Origin of the sequence: Curtobacterium sp. JUb34, assembly GCF_003755065.1 — a bacterium.
GTDB lineage: Bacteria > Actinomycetota > Actinomycetes > Actinomycetales > Microbacteriaceae > Curtobacterium.
The window spans coordinates 154,417-168,744 of the sequence record NZ_RJVH01000001.1; the positions used below are offsets into that span (position 1 = coordinate 154,417).

Annotated in this window: 12 protein-coding genes; 5 read left to right on the forward strand and 7 right to left on the reverse strand. The window is 71.5% G+C overall.

What is annotated here, in order from left to right; genetic code table 11:
- The first annotated feature begins 10 nt into the window (after positions 1 to 10).
- Positions 11 to 931: a 2-hydroxyacid dehydrogenase gene (locus tag EDF63_RS00725; protein ID WP_185021223.1), complete on the forward strand. Its 921-nt coding sequence runs from the start codon at positions 11 to 13 to the stop codon at positions 929 to 931.
- A 98-nt stretch (positions 932 to 1,029) separates the two neighbouring features.
- Here EDF63_RS00725 and EDF63_RS00730 read toward each other — a convergent pair whose 3' ends face one another.
- Positions 1,030 to 2,127 carry a beta-propeller fold lactonase family protein gene (locus EDF63_RS00730; RefSeq protein ID WP_123310315.1) on the reverse strand — a complete coding sequence of 366 codons (1,098 nt, stop codon included), beginning with the start codon at positions 2,125 to 2,127 and terminating at the stop codon, positions 1,030 to 1,032.
- Positions 2,124 to 2,447: a chorismate mutase gene (locus EDF63_RS00735; RefSeq protein ID WP_111085595.1), complete on the reverse strand. Its 324-nt coding sequence runs from the start codon at positions 2,445 to 2,447 to the stop codon at positions 2,124 to 2,126. The genes EDF63_RS00730 and EDF63_RS00735 overlap by 4 nt, the downstream gene beginning before the upstream one ends.
- A 60-nt stretch (positions 2,448 to 2,507) precedes the next feature.
- Between EDF63_RS00735 and EDF63_RS00740 the strand changes: the two genes are divergently transcribed.
- Entirely contained in the window at positions 2,508 to 2,912 is a 405-nt protein-coding gene (locus EDF63_RS00740) for a DUF1304 domain-containing protein (protein WP_123310317.1), read from the forward strand.
- 109 nt (positions 2,913 to 3,021) lie between these two features.
- Here EDF63_RS00740 and EDF63_RS00745 read toward each other — a convergent pair whose 3' ends face one another.
- Positions 3,022 to 4,026 carry an iron-siderophore ABC transporter substrate-binding protein gene (locus EDF63_RS00745; protein ID WP_123310319.1) on the reverse strand — a complete coding sequence of 335 codons (1,005 nt, stop codon included), beginning with the start codon at positions 4,024 to 4,026 and terminating at the stop codon, positions 3,022 to 3,024.
- A gap of 58 nt (positions 4,027 to 4,084) precedes the next feature.
- On the opposite strand from EDF63_RS00745, the gene EDF63_RS00750 reads away from it, so the two are divergent.
- Entirely contained in the window at positions 4,085 to 4,951 is an 867-nt protein-coding gene (locus EDF63_RS00750) for a shikimate dehydrogenase (RefSeq protein WP_123312144.1), read from the forward strand.
- A 14-nt stretch (positions 4,952 to 4,965) separates the two neighbouring features.
- Here EDF63_RS00750 and EDF63_RS00755 read toward each other — a convergent pair whose 3' ends face one another.
- From EDF63_RS00755 to EDF63_RS00765, 3 genes are read right to left on the reverse strand one after another with little or no spacing between them, the layout of a single operon-like run.
- A complete protein-coding gene (locus EDF63_RS00755; RefSeq protein WP_123310321.1) occupies positions 4,966 to 5,919 on the reverse strand; it encodes an SDR family NAD(P)-dependent oxidoreductase in 954 nt (317 codons plus the stop codon).
- 34 nt (positions 5,920 to 5,953) lie between these two features.
- Positions 5,954 to 6,340, reverse strand: a complete 387-nt coding sequence (locus tag EDF63_RS00760) for a YchJ family protein (RefSeq protein ID WP_123310323.1) — start codon at positions 6,338 to 6,340, stop codon at positions 5,954 to 5,956.
- A 9-nt stretch (positions 6,341 to 6,349) separates the two neighbouring features.
- Complete coding sequence (locus EDF63_RS00765) at positions 6,350 to 6,775, reverse strand: organic hydroperoxide resistance protein (protein ID WP_123310325.1); 426 nt, start codon at positions 6,773 to 6,775, stop codon at positions 6,350 to 6,352.
- 235 nt (positions 6,776 to 7,010) lie between these two features.
- Between EDF63_RS00765 and EDF63_RS00770 the strand changes: the two genes are divergently transcribed.
- The gene (locus EDF63_RS00770) at positions 7,011 to 7,697 is read left to right on the forward strand and encodes a hypothetical protein (protein ID WP_123310328.1); all 687 of its coding nucleotides are present in this window, start codon (positions 7,011 to 7,013) and stop codon (positions 7,695 to 7,697) included.
- A gap of 166 nt (positions 7,698 to 7,863) precedes the next feature.
- The gene (locus tag EDF63_RS00775) at positions 7,864 to 8,604 is read left to right on the forward strand and encodes an SOS response-associated peptidase (protein WP_123310330.1); all 741 of its coding nucleotides are present in this window, start codon (positions 7,864 to 7,866) and stop codon (positions 8,602 to 8,604) included.
- A 114-nt stretch (positions 8,605 to 8,718) separates the two neighbouring features.
- Here EDF63_RS00775 and EDF63_RS00780 read toward each other — a convergent pair whose 3' ends face one another.
- Positions 8,719 to 14,247: an Ig-like domain-containing protein gene (locus EDF63_RS00780; RefSeq protein ID WP_185021224.1), complete on the reverse strand. Its 5,529-nt coding sequence runs from the start codon at positions 14,245 to 14,247 to the stop codon at positions 8,719 to 8,721.
- Positions 14,248 to 14,328 lie beyond the last annotated feature (81 nt).

Sequence of the window (14,328 nt, forward strand, 5' to 3'; positions counted from 1 at the left end):
CGGACACCGCGTGCCCATCGTCACCCTGCCCTTCGCGGAACTCGTCGACCGGTTCGGCCCCGTGCCGGACGGCATCGAGCTGGACGTGTGGGACGTCGAGGCGCCGTACGGTCGCCCGGACGACGTCGCCATCACGTTCCTGCCGTTCTACTTCGGTGGACGGCACCGCTGGCAGTTCGTGCACGACCTGCCGGCGCTCGAGCTCCTGCAGCTCCCGAGCGCCGGCTACGAGCACGCGGTGCCGCACGTGCCCGGTCACGCCCAGCTGGCGAACGGTCGGGGCATCCACGACGACGAGACCGCCGAGCTCGCCGTCGGGTTGGCGCTGACCTCGCTGCGGGAGATCTCGGCGTTCCAGGCCGACCGCGCGAACGGCGTCTGGGACGCTCGGGAGACCCGCTCGCTGGCCGACCGCCGGGTCACGGTCGTCGGGTACGGCGCGATCGGCTCCGCGATCGCCACCCGCTTCGAGGCGTTCCGCACCGAGGTGACGGTGGTGGCGCGCACCGCTCGCGAGCAGGACGGCCGCCACGTGCACGCGTTCGGCGAGCTGCTGGAACTGGCGCCGACGACGGATGTCCTGGTGCTCATCGCGCCGCTGACGGACGAGACCGAACGGCTGGTCGACGCCGAGCTCCTGGCTGCCCTCCCCGACGGCGCCCTGGTGGTGAACGTCGCCCGCGGCAAGGTCGTCGACACCGATGCACTCGTGGCGGAGCTGCAGTCCGAGCGGCTGTTCGCGGCACTCGACGTCACCGACCCGGAGCCCCTCACGGACGGCCACCCGCTGTGGACGACCCCGAACACGGTGCTGACGCCGCACGTCGGGGGCAACACCGACCTGAGCGTCCCGCGGTCGATCGAGCTGATGCGCCGACAGGTCGCCGCGCTGGCCGACGGTCGCCCGTTCGAGAACCTGATCGAGCGCTAGACCCGCCCGCGCCGAACCGGCGCCGAAGCGGCGTCGGGCAGGCAACCGCACGCAGCCGTCAGGCGCTCAGGCGCTCAGGCGCTCGGGCGCTCGGGCGCTCAGAGCGTGACGATGCAGGCCGGGGTGCCGACGGCGATCTGCTCGACGGCCTCGCCCGGCACGCCGTCCGTACCGACCGGCAGCACAGCGATGGCGTCCGACCGTTCGTTCGCGACGAGCACGTACCCGGGCACCCGGGCGAAGTGCCGTGGCCAGGCGCCGCCGCACGACGCGGACCCGATGAGCGCGAGCCCACCGTCGGCGGCGTCGAGCACCACGATCCGGTCGCGGCCACGGACGGCGACGGTCACGAGTCCGGCGTCGTCGACCTCGATGTGGCTGAGGAGCGACTCCCCCACCGCTCCCTCGAACGTCGGGGTCGAGGCGATCGTGACGAGCGATCCGGACTCGTCGCGGCGGAGTCGGTGGACCGCGCCGTCGAGCTCACCGGCGACGAACAGGTCGCCTGCGTACCAGGCCAGGTGCCGCGGACCGACACCGGCCGCCACGTGGTGCACGCGCAACGGCTCGATCGTGGGGACGCCGTCGGCCGACACGGTCACGCGGAACTCGTGCAGCGCGTCGCCGCCGAGGTCCGCGACGAGCACGGTGCCGTCCGGCGTCGCCACGGACTGGTGGGCGTGCGGCGCGTCCTGCCGGTCCTGCACCGGGCCGGTGCCGGCGGGGAGCGTCGCGACCGCGATCGCGGAGGCGGGGACGGCGAGCCGGTCGGTCCGTCCGTGCACGCCGTCGGCGGGCAGGACGACGCCGTCGCTCGCGAGCACCGAGGCGGAGAACGACTCGGCCGCCGCGAGCGAGATGGCGGTCACCGTGCCGGAGACGTAGTTGGTGACGACGAGCGCCCCGGACGGGTCGACCCGCACGTGGCACGGGGCGTCACCGCCGGCGGAGGCGTCCCACAGGTGTTCGAGCGCGCCGTTCTGCAGCCGGAAGGCGGAGACGCCGCCCTCGTTCGTCTCGGACACGGCGTAGACACGGTCGCCCGAAACGGCGAGGAACGAGGGGTCGTCGAGCACCGCGACGGTACGAGCGCCCGCGCGGGCAGCGCCGCCGTCGACCAGGGAGACACCGGTCGCGTTCCCGCCACCGGTGGCCGTGTAGGAACCGACGAGCAGGGTCGGCAGGTCGACGCTCATTCGTCGCGTCCGGCGATGCGCTCGTGGTGGTGGATGACCTCGGCGACGATGAAGTTGAGGAACTTCTCGGCGAAGGCGGGGTCGAGGTGCGCCTCGGCGGCGAGGCTCCGGAGCCGTGCGACCTGGACCTGTTCGCGGTCCGGGTCCGCGGCGGGCATGCCCGATTCGGCCTTCAGGTGCCCCACCCGCTGCGTGTACTTGAAGCGCTCGGCGAGCATGTGGATGACGGCGGCGTCGATGTTGTCGATGCTCTGCCGGATGCTCCGGAGTTCGGCGACGGCCGTCGCTTCGGGCTCGGGCGGGGTGACGTCGTCGCTCATGCCCCGAGCCTACTGGCGGACGCGCAGCCGAACCCTGCCGACGCCTGCGAGAATGAGCACATGTCGGTCTTGCTCGTGATCTCGGGCGTGTGTGCGGTCCTCGCTGGCCTCGTCCACGTGTACATCTGGTTCCTCGAATCCATCATCTGGACGAGTCCACGCGCCCGCAAGGTGTTCGGCATCGCGTCCGAGACCGAGGCCGACGCGACCCGCTCCCTCGCGTTCAACCAGGGGTTCTACAACCTGTTCCTGGCGATCGGGGCGATCCTCGGTGTCGTGCTGGTGCTCGCGGGCAACACCGTGACCGGCTGGACCCTCGTGGTGTTCTCGACCGCGAGCATGCTCGGCGCCGCGGTGATCCTGGTCGGCTCCGGCCGCAAGTACCTCAACTCGGCGTTCAAGCAGGGCACACTCCCCCTGATCGCCCTGCTGTTCGCGCTGCTCGGCTCGAGCTTCCCGGTCTGAGTCGTTCCGACTACACCGTCAGCCCCGAACACCCCGCGAAAGCGACAGGGTGCCGCCGAACATCGGCGGCACCCTGTCGCTTTCGCGGTGGAGAACAGGTCAGTCCAGGTCAGCCGAGCTTGTCCTCGAACTGCGCGGGCAGCTTGTCGAGCGCCCACTCGATCGCAGCGGTCGTGCCCATCGAGAACGCCGACGACACGTCCTTGTCGTCGAACACGATGTAGTGGCCGGCCTCGACCGACGGCACCTTCTGGAACAGCGGGTCCGACTCGGCCTTCGACGCGTCGACGTAGATCGGCAGCACCAGGGTCAGGTCGGCGTCGAGCAGGTCGAGGTTCTCGTCGGACAGCGTGACGGAGAACGCCTTGCCGGCCTCCTTGTCGATGGCCGACGGGATCGTGAACCCGAGGTTCTTCATGAACGACGAGCGGCTGTCGGTGGAGGCGTACGCGCCGAAGCCCTCGGAGCTGTACGCGCCGACGACGGCGGACTTGCCCTCGAAGTCCGGGTGGGCCTTGCGGGCCGCGGCGTAGGCGTCGTCGAGGTCGGAGAGCAGCTTCTTGCCCTCGGACTCCTTGCCGAGCGCCTTCGCGATCATCGTGGTCTGCTGCTCGGTCGAGGCGAGGTAGTTCTCGCCGCCCTTCGGGATCGCGACGGTCGGCGCGATCGCGGACAGCTTGTCGTAGCGGTCCTTGTCGCCCGACGACTTCACGTCGAGGATCAGGTCCGGGTTCAGCTTGAGGATGTCCTCGTAGCTGGGCTCGAGCGTCTGGATGATCTTCGGCGACTTCGTGTAGGCGTCCTTGAGCCACGGGCCGACGCCGTCGCCACCGAAGGCGAGCCAGTCGCTCGCACCGACCGGCTGCACGCCGAGTTCGAGGGCCGTCTCGGCGTCGCCCCAACCGAGTGCGACGACGCGCTTGGGCTGCGAGTCGATCGTCGTGGTGCCGAGTGCCGTGGTGATGGACACCGGGAAGGCACCGTCGGACGACGACGCCGAGGACGACTCGGACGAACCGGAGCCAGAGGCACAGCCGGCGAGGACGAGGGAGGCTGCGACGACGGCACCCGCAGCGGCGAGGACACGTCGGAGACGAAGGGATGAGCGGATCACGAAGGGTAGCCTAACCTAACGGGGCGTACAGGAAATCAGCTGGATAGGCTGGGTGACCGTGGCCGTCCCAGATCCAGACCGCACGCGCCTCGCGGTGCTCGGCTCCCCCATCGCGCATTCGCTCTCCCCCACGCTCCACGAAGCGGCCTACGCCGCACTCGGGCTGGGGTGGTCGTACGGGAGGCACGAGGTCGCGTCCGGCGGGCTCGACGCGTTCGTCGCGGGGCTGGGTCCCGAGTGGCGCGGGCTGAGTCTCACCATGCCGCTCAAGCGCGAGGTGCTGCCGCTCCTGGACCGCACGACCCCGCTCGTCGACGAGCTCGGGGTCGCGAACACGGTCGCGTTCCGACGCGAGGGGTCCGCCGTCGTCCGCGCGGGCGCCAACACCGACGTCCAGGGACTCGTCCGCCCGGTCGAGGCCCTCGGACACCTGCCCGGCGAGGCGACGATCCTCGGTGGCGGGGCGACCGCGGCGAGCGCCCTCACGGCGGCGGTGCGGCTCGGGGCGTCGCTCGTGCGGGTGTTCCTGCGCGACACCGCGAAGGGCGGCGCGCTCGTGGAGCTGGCCGTGCGGCTCGGCGTCTCGCTCGAGGTCCTGCCGCTCACCGACCTGCCCGGCACCCGCCACGGGTTCGTCCTGTCGACGCTGCCCGGCGGCGCGGCCGACCCGCTCGAGCTGGTGCCGTCGGGGTCGGACGCCGTGCTGTTCGACGTCGCCTACGAGCCGTGGCCGACCGCCGCCGCGTCGCGCTGGGCCGATGCCGGCGGCCGGGTGCTGAACGGCCTCGACATGCTCACCGAGCAGGCCATCGGGCAGATCCGTTTCTTCCTGACCGGTGACGAGGACGAACTCCTCCCCGACGAGGCCGCCGTTCGCCGTGCGATGCGCACCGCCGTCGGCCTGCCCGCCGTCATCAGCAGCTAGCCGACGCCCCGCGGTCAGCCGCGGGACCGCGCCTCGGCGTCGAGCAGGGCGACCGACACGTCCCACAGCCGGTCGGCCTGGTCCGGGTCGAGCGCCCAGGGCAGCACGCCGTGCAGGCCGTCCTCGATCCGCTCCACCACCGCTGCTTCGTGGCAGTCCTCGAAGTAGCGCCCCGTGATGCCCTCGAGCTCCGGTGCGGTGGCGAGCAGGACCGAGGTCGCGGCTCCCTGCTCCGGGGACTTCACCGCGTCGGCCGCGGCGATCTTCGTGGCGGCCAGGACCTCCGGGTCCCAGTGCTTCTGCAGCCCGGTCCAGATCCCGCCGGGCATCAGGGCGTTCGCGGTGATGCCGTCGGCGGCCCACCGTCGGCCGGCAGCGACGGCGAACAGCACGTTGGCGGTCTTCGACTGCCCGTACGCGAGCCCGGGCTCGTAGCGACGTCGGCGGAAGAACAGGTCGTCGAACACGACCGGCGAACCGCCGTGTCCGCTCGACGACACCGAGACGATCCGTGCCGAACCCGAGGCGGCCAGTGCGTCGTGCAGCCCGAGCGCGAGGGCGAAGTGCCCGAGGTGGTTCGTCGCGAACTGCGACTCCCACCCGGCGGGCGTGTACGACTCGGGCGCGTCCATGATGCCCGCGTTGGCGACGAGCACGTCGAGCGGCCCCGACCACGCTGCGGTGAAGGCCTCGACGGAAGCCGGGCGGTCCAGGTGCAGTTCGACGACGGCCGGTGCTTCCGCCCCCGTCGTCCGAGCGATGTCGTCCGCGACCCGTCGGCCGGCGTCGACATCCCGCACGGCGAGCGTCACGCGGGCCCCGGCTCCGGCGAGTGCTCGAGCGGTCTCCACACCGATGCCGGACGCGCCGCCGGTGACGATCGCTGTGCGTCCGGTCAGGTCGAGGCCGTCGACGACCTCGGCAGCCGTGGTCCGGTCACCGAAGCGGGTGAGGTCGCGTTCGGGCATGTCGACTCCTGTCAGCTGGCGCGGTGCGGAGCCGTCAGGCGACGACCCCGTCCACGTAGAACCATCGTCCCTGCTCGCGGACGAACTCGCTCGTCTCCTCGAGCGTGCCGCGCTCGTCGTCGGAACGCCACCACGCGCGGAACGCGACCGTGCCCCGGGAGTCGAACGGGCCTCCCGAGGTCGTCGTCAGGACGTCCAACCGGGTCCAGCGCTGGGACGGGTCCAACTCGAGACCCGCCGGTCGGGTGCGCGGGTGCCAGGTGAGCAGCAGGTACTCGGGCAGGCCCAGTGCGAACGCGCTGAAGCGGGAGCGCATGAGGCGCTCCGCGGTCGGCGCGGCCGCGCCGCCGTGCAGGGGGCCGCAGCACTCGCCGTAGGGGTTGCCGCTCAGGCAGGGGCAGCGCGTCTCGTCGGTGACCACGCCGGAACGCTAGTCGACGATCGACAGCGTGACGGTGATGTTGCCGCGGGTGGCGTTCGAGTACGGGCAGATCTCGTGCGCACGCTCGGCCAGGCGCTGGCGCTGCTCCTGCGGGGCGGCCGGGGCGTAGACGTCGAGTTCGACCGCCAGGCCGAAGGCGCCGTTGCCGGTGCCGCCGATGCCGACCTCGGCGGAGACCTCGGCACCGGTGGTGTCGAGGTCGAGCTCCTTGCCCGCAGCGTGCAGGGCGCCGAGGAAGCACGCGGCGTACCCGGCGGCGAACAGCTGCTCGGGGTTGGTGCCCTCGCCGCTGCCACCCATCTCCTTGGGCGGGCGGGTGTCCAGGTCGAGCCGGTCGTCCTCACTGCGGACGTGCCCGTCGCGGCCGCCTCCGGTGGCGTGGGCGGCTGCGGTGTAGACGATGTCGAGACTCATGGAGCCGAGGTCATCGCGCTCACCTGGACGATCGCTGCACGTGCCCGGGGTACCGGGACCGGGCGTCGGCGCACGCCGGTGCCGCCGGGCGTGTCCGCGGCGGGAGGCGCGGAGGGTGCTACGGCGCACTTCGTGAGCAGAAATGGTCGGGTCGCGCGGGCGCACTCGACCATTTCTGCTCACGAAGTACCGACCGGCCGAGCCACTCCGCGTCGCGCGCGGGTAGACATGACACGTGTTCGGGATCGGGTGGCAGGTGTACCGGGAGCGGCTGCCCGCTCTCGTCAGCGTGCAGCGCCGCCGTCGCATCGTGCTCGTCGGCGGGATCGTGGCCGTCGTCGCACTGGCGGGACTCGTCATTCTCGGACTGATCTTCGACGACGGCTCCGTCCCCGTCGCCGCTGCGATCGTGGTGGCAGTGCTGTTCGCCTCCGGCATCGGACTCATCGGCGCGTGCTTCGTACCGATCGGACCGAAGGGTTGGAACGTCCCGCCGATCCCGGGCATCGGCTGGCGCACCCAAGAGGCCATCGCCCGCTACTACCGCCGCAACCCTCCCGCGCTCGACCCGAAGCACCGTGACGCCGTCCTGGACAGGATGCCCGAGACTCGAGACCTGCTGGTCCGGGCGGCGTTCCGCGGGTACCTGTTGTTGGGAGGGTGGGCGCTCGCGTTCCTCGCGACCGTGCTGCTCAACGTCTTCACGATCTCGACGAACGACGACATCGTCGGTCTCTCCGCGGTCTGGATCCTCATCCCGGCGAGCGGTGCCGTCACCGCCATCGGGGGCATCCGCACCCTCGGCCGTCAGGAGCAGCTCCGCGTCGAGGCCGAGGCGCTCCCGCCCGTCCCGCCGACTCCGCCCGCTCGCGGCCGGCCCGGCACACCGAAGGGCAGCAAGCTCTCGCTGCCGGGCGACTGAGCCGTGACCGCCGCGCCGCAGCGGCGCCCCGTCGGCCCGACTTCGTGAGCAGAAATGGTCGGGTGGCGTGACGGGACCCGACCGTTTCTGCTCACGAAGCGGGGATACGGGGTACGGGAACAGCACCGCCCGCGCGACTGTCGGCGGCGACGGGCACACTGGGCGCATGTGTGGAAGGTTCGTCGTCTCCGACACCACGGCTGATCTGTTGCCCGAGCTCATGGGCGAGCTCGCCGCCCGGACCGAGCACGTCGACGAGGACACCGGCGAGGTGCACACCGGCCTCGCTCCGAGCTGGAACGTGGCCCCGACCGACCCCGTGTACGCCGTCCGCCAGCGGCACGGCGAACGGGAGCTGCCGCAGATCAGCTGGGGCTTCGTGCCGAGCTGGGCGAAGGACTTCCAGAAGCAGCGCCCGAAGCCGATTAACGCCCGCATCGAGACGGTCGCGACGAGCGGCATGTTCAAGCGGGCGTTCGCGACGAACCGGTGCATCGTGCCCGCGCAGGGCTACTACGAGTGGGTCGTGCGCGAGGACGGCAAGGAACCGCACTTCGTCCACGAACCCGGCGGTGCCCTGGCGATGGCCGGGATCGTGAGCGCCTGGCCCGACCCGACGAAGCCCGAGGACGACCCGGACAAGTGGCGGTTGTCGCTGGCGATCATCACGCGGGACGCCCACGTGGCCCCGGGCGAGGTGCACGACCGCATGCCGGCGTTCCTGACGCCCGACGGCTACGACGACTGGCTGCGCGGCGATGCCGGCGGGCTCGGTACCGACGACCTGCTGGCGCTCCTCGACCACGAGTCGCTGGCGGTCGCGGCAGGCCTGGAACAGTACGAGGTCGCGCGCACCGTGAACAGCGTGAAGAACGACGGTCCGCAGCTCATCGAACCCGTGGCGTAGGCGGCGGGTCGACGCGCGGCCGGGCGCGCACGCGACCGGGGCATGAAGACGGGAGGCCCGGATCACGTGCGCCTGTCGGCTGACGTGATCCGGGCCTCCCGGTCGATCCCGGTGTTACGGACGCGCGCTGCGTCGGATGCCCGGCGTCGCTGCTTCGTCGGCGGTGCGCCGACGCATCGAGAGCAGGACACCCGCCAGGATCAGGGCGAGCGCCCCGAGGCCCAGGCCGACCAGGCCGGTGGTGCCGGTGAACGCGAGCTCCGCGACGTGGACCGCGGCGGCGACGCCCGTCGGGTAGGTGACCGTGATGGTCGCCGTGACGGTCTGGCCCTCGGTGTCGGTGACGGTGTAGCCGACGAACAGGGTGCCGGTGTGACCCGCTGCCGGGGTGAAGACGACCTGTCCGTGACCGACGGTCCAGGTGCCCTCGCCGTCGACGACCACCGTGTCGACGGGCTTGCCCGTCTTCGGGTCGATCAGGTGCAGCGTCGCCGTCTCGAAGGCGGCGCCGCCGGTGCCGGAGTCGTTGTCGAGCGGGTCGATCGTGACCTCGTGACCGACGATCCCGGTGGCGGAGTCGTCCGTCGCGACCGCGGCGGCGACGACCGTCATCGTCGCGGTGGCGGTGGTGGTCTGCCCCGAGGCGTCCGTCACCGTGTAGGTGAAGGTGTCCGTGCCGGTGAAGCCGTCGGCCGGGGTGTACACGTACGCACCGGTGCGCTGGACCGTCACCGTGCCGTGGGCCGGCTTCCGGTCCAGGGCGGCGGTGAGGCCGGTGCCCTGGTCGTTCGCGAGCAGACCGTGGGCGGCGTCACGCGTGACCGGGGTGCCGGCGATGGTGTGACCGGCGTCCTTCGTCGCGTCGATGCCGACGGTGACGGTGACGGTGGCGTCGACCCGCTGGCCGGAGGCGTCCTGCGCCCGGTAGGTCACGGTGTCGGTGCCGGAGAAGCCCTTCGCCGGGGTGTAGACGAACGTGCCGTCCGCGGCGATCGAGACCGTGCCGTGCTTCGCCGTGCCGGAGGTCACGACCGTCAGGTCGGTGCCGTGGTCGTTGCCGAGCACGCCGGGGCCCGTGACGGTGACCGGCTTGCCCGCCTTCGTGGCGGCCTTGTCGTCCGCTGCCGTCGGGGTGACGTCGATGACGACGAGCGCGAGGGCGGTGTGTCCCTCGGCGTCGTTCGCCGCGTAGGTGAACCAGTCACGGCCGGACCAGTCCGCCGGCGGCGTGTAGACGTACGACCCGTTCTTCGCCAGCGCGAGTCGCCCGTGCTGCGGCTTCGTCTCCATCGATGCCCACAGGCCGGAACCGGAGTCACCGACGAGGACGCCGTTGGCGGTGGACGCGCGCATCACCTGGTTGGTCGGCATGGTGTGCCACTGGTCGACGGCGGCGATGCCGACGAGGACCGTCACGGACGCCGTCGTGGTCTGACCGGAGCCGTCGGTGACGGTGTAGGTGAAGGTGTCCGTGCCGGAGAAGCCCTTCTTCGGCGTGTAGACGAGCGATCCGGGCTCGGTGCCCTCGGTCACGGCGCCGTGCGCGGCGGGACCGTGGCCGGTGACCGTGAGCGTGGTGCCGTGGTCGTTGCCCGTCAGGGTGGTCCCGGTGATCGGCAGTGCCCTGCCGGCGGTGGTGTGCAGGGCGTCTGCGACCGCGACGGGTGTGACCGTCACGGTGACGGTCGCCTTCGCGGTGCCGCCGGTCGGGTCGGTCACCGTGTAGGTGAAGGTGTCCGTGCCGGAGAAGCCGTCGGTCGGCGTGTAGGTGACGGTGCCGGTCCCGGTGATCGCCGCGGCGCCGTGCCCGGGCTCGGTCACCGCGGTGACGGCGAGCTTCGTGCCGGAGTCGTTGCCCGTGACCACGACGTCGACCGGGGTCGAGGCGGTGGTGGTCGCGGTGTCGGCGACGGCCTTCGGGGCGACGACGATCGTCACGGTGCCCGTGGTGGTGCCCCCGGCGCCGTCGGTGACGGTGTAGTCGAACGAGTCCGGACCGGAGTACCCGGGCTTGGGCGTGTAGGTGTAGCCGCCGTCCTTGTCGACGACGACGTCACCGTGCGACGGCTTGGTGTTGTCGGTGACCTGCAGGTCGGTGCCGGTCGCGCCGTCGAGCACGCCCTTGTCGGCCGGGACCGTGGTCGTGCCGTCGGCGTCGGCCGTGGTCGAGCCGCCCGCCGTGACGGGGGTGACGCTGACGGAGACCGTGCCGGTGTTCGTGAGGCCGTTGCGGTCGGTGACCGTGTACGTGAACTCGTCGGTGCCCGAGAAGCCCGGCTTCGGCGTGTACGTGACGGTGCCGTCGTCGTTCCGGATCGCGGTGCCGTGCTCGCCGCTCGCGTCGACGGGGATGTCGAGCACGGACAGCCCGGTGCCGTGGTCGTTGCCGGTCAGGTCGGCCGAGGTGACCGTCGTGCTGCCGCCTGCCTTGACCGTGATCTCGTCGGGTTCGGTGCCGGGCGTGACCGTGATGGTCACGACGCCCGTGGTCGTCCCGCCGGAGGGGTCCTTCGCCGTGTACGTGAAGGTGTCCGTGCCCGAGAAGCCGTCCTTCGGGGTGTACGTGTACGACCCGTCCGCCGCCAGCTCGAGGTCACCGTTCGTCGGCTCCTCGTCGACCGTGGCGGTGAGCTTCGTGCCCGCGTCGTTGGCGAGCACGCCCGCGCGGTCGTCCCCGTCCCCGCCCACGGTCAGGGTCGAGCCGGCCGTGGCGGTCGCGGTGTCGGCGGCCGCCTTCGGGCCGACGACCACCGTGATCGTGCCGGTCGTGGTCTGGCCGGAACCGTCCCGCACCGTGTACGTGACGGTGTCGGTGCCGGAGAACCCCGGCTTCGGCGTGTACGTGATCGTGCCCGTGGTCGGGTCGATCGTGACGTCGCCGTGCGTGGTGCCGTCGGCGTCCGGCACGGCGGCCGCGTCGGTGACGGTCAGGCCGGTGCCCGCGTCGTTCTTCGTCAGCGTCGCGGGTGCGATGGTCATCGCCTCGCCGGACTTCGTCGACACGGTGTCGCCGTTCGCGACCGGCTTGACCGTGACGGTGACCGTCGCGGGGTCGGTGGTGACCTCCGCGCCGTCGGTCACCGTGTAGGTGAACGAGTCGGTGCCCGAGAAGCCAGCGGTCGGCGTGTAGTCGACGGTGCCGTCCTCGGCCACCACGGCGGTGCCGTTCGCCGGACCGGTGACGATCGTGGTGACCAGGTCCGAGCCGCGGTCGTTGTGCTGCACGTCGACGTTCACCGGGGTGCCGGCGTCGGTCGTCGTGGCGTCGTTCGCGATCGTCGGGTTGACCGTGATCGTCACCGTGGCGGTCGTCGGCGCACCGGCGGTGTCCGTCGCCGTGTACCGGAACGAGTCCGTGCCCGAGAAGCCGTCGGCCGGCGTGTAGGTGATGGCCCCGGTCGCCGTGTCGAGGGTGAGCTCGCCGTGGGCGGGCTTCGTGTTCGACGCGACGGTCAGGCCGGTGCCGAGGTCGTTGCCGAGGACGCCGGTGGCGCGGGTGCCGGCGGTGTACGTGGTGCCGGCGGCGACGCGGACGGTGTCGTCCTTCGCGAGCGGGGCGACCTGCACGGTCACGGTGACGGTGTCGGTCCCCCCGTTGCCGTCGGTGACGGTGTACGTGAACGAGTCGGGGCCGGAGTAGCCGGCGGTCGGGGTGTACGTGTAGCCGCCGTCCTTCGCGACGACGACGTCACCGTGGGCGGGCTTGGTGCTGCCCGTCACGGTCAGGTCCGAGCCGAGGTCGTTGGCGAGCAGGCCGGGGGCGGTGCCGGGGGTGCCGGTGCCGGGGGTGCCGGTGCCGGTGCCGCTTCCGCTTCCGCTTCCCTTGGTCGGCGAGCCCGCCGTCGCGGTGACGGTGTCGGCGACCGCCGTCGGCAGCACCGTGATGGTGACCGTGCCGGTGATCGTCGCGCCGTCACCGTCCTTCGCCGTGTAGGTGAAGGAGTCCGGGCCGGAGTAACCGGCGGTCGGGGTGTACGTGTACGAGCCGTCCTGCTCGACCGTCAGGTCACCGTGGGCGGGCTTCGTGTTGCCCGTGACCGTCAGGCCGGTGCCGTGGTCGTTCGCGAGCAGACCCGTCTTCGCGTCCGCGGTGGCGGTCTGCCCGGCGTGCACGCTGAACGAGTCGTCGGTACCCGCCGGGGCGACGGTGATCGTCACCGTGCTGGTCGACGTCTGGCCGGAGGAGTCCTTCGCCGTGTACTGGAAGGTGTCCGTGCCGGAGAAGCCGTCGGCCGGGGTGTACGTGTACGAGCCGTCGGGGTTCACCGTCGCCGTGCCGTGAGCGGGCGTGGTGTTCGACACGACGGACAGGCCGGTGCCGCTGTCGTTCGCCAGGACGCCCTTCGCGGGCACCGTGAGCTTCGTGCCGTTCGGCGTGTTGCCGGTGTCCGAGGTCGTGGTGACGTGGACGGCCTTGAGCGTGTTGGTGAAGGTGACCATGACGTCGGTGCCGTCGGCGGTCGTGGCGGCGGGGAACGTGAAGGTGCCGGTGTTCCCGTTGCCGTCGGCGACCAGCGCGCCGGTCGTCTGGTTCCGTGCCACCCACGACGTGCTGTAGTTCGCCAGATCGGTGGTGCCCGAGGCGGTCTGCGTGACCGTGTAGTCCTTGTTCGGCGTGCTCAGGACGGCGCCGGCGCGCTGCGACTGGGTGCCGGTGTCCTTGCCGGTCGTCGTCGCCGAAGTGCCGGGCTTCGTGGGGTCGATGCCGCCGCCAGTGATGGCGAGACCGAACTGGTCGCCGGCGTTCCAGCGCTTGTCGACGCTCGCCTCACCGGTGACGGTGTCGGCGTAGTTGCAGCTGGCCAGGTCGCTGGCGGCGTAGTTGCCGACGATCGGGAAGCTGCGGACCTGCGCACCCGAGGTGGGGTCGAGCTGGTAGATCGTGGTCGTGGAGACGCTGTTCGCGGTCACGGTGTTCGAGACGTACAGGTAGCCGTCGGACGAGAACGCGATGCCCGGGCTGCTGGTGCCCGCCGGCAGGGTCGCGATCGCGGACGTGGTCATGACCGTACTGCCCGAGGTGCTCGGGACCTCGTCGGTGTTGACGCGGTAGACCGTGTCGGCCGCCACGACGAAGAACAGGCCTCGCGAGCTGAACGCGAAGTCACCGTTGCCGGACTTCAGGCCGTTGATCTGCCCGACCTGGCCGAGGTACGTCTTGGTCGCCGGGTCGTAGGCGCCGAGCCAGCCGGTGTTGTCGCCGTAGTAGTAGATGCCGTTCTTCGGGTTGACCGCACCGCGGATCACGGTCCGTGTCTTGTCCGTGGCGATCGGATCCGACGCGACGTTGGTCTTCGGGTCGTACTGCCGGAGCGTGGCGCTGACGTTGTTCGACGCGGCGAACATCGACAGGCCCTCACGCGAGATACCGAGCCCGTTGTTCGCGCCGGTACCGAGGTTCGTGACGTCGGCGGTCGTGCCCTTGGAGTCGCCCGTGGTGATGTCCACCGCGACGACCTTGCCCGTGCCGTCGATGGCGTAGAGCGTGTTCTGGTCGCACACCAGTGCACCGTTCGAGATCGCGGTGACGGCCGAGGCGGGCTCAGCGGCGACGACCGCCGTGGTCGTCGAGAGACCGGCGCCGACGAGCAGCGCGGCGCCGAACATGGCGACGGTTCGGACGCCGAGACGGCGTCGAGGCACAGCGGTGCCCTGGGAAGCAGGCAGCATGATCACTTTCGGGTCGAGACGATGCGGGCGCCTGATCCACGGCCGTCGGTTCAG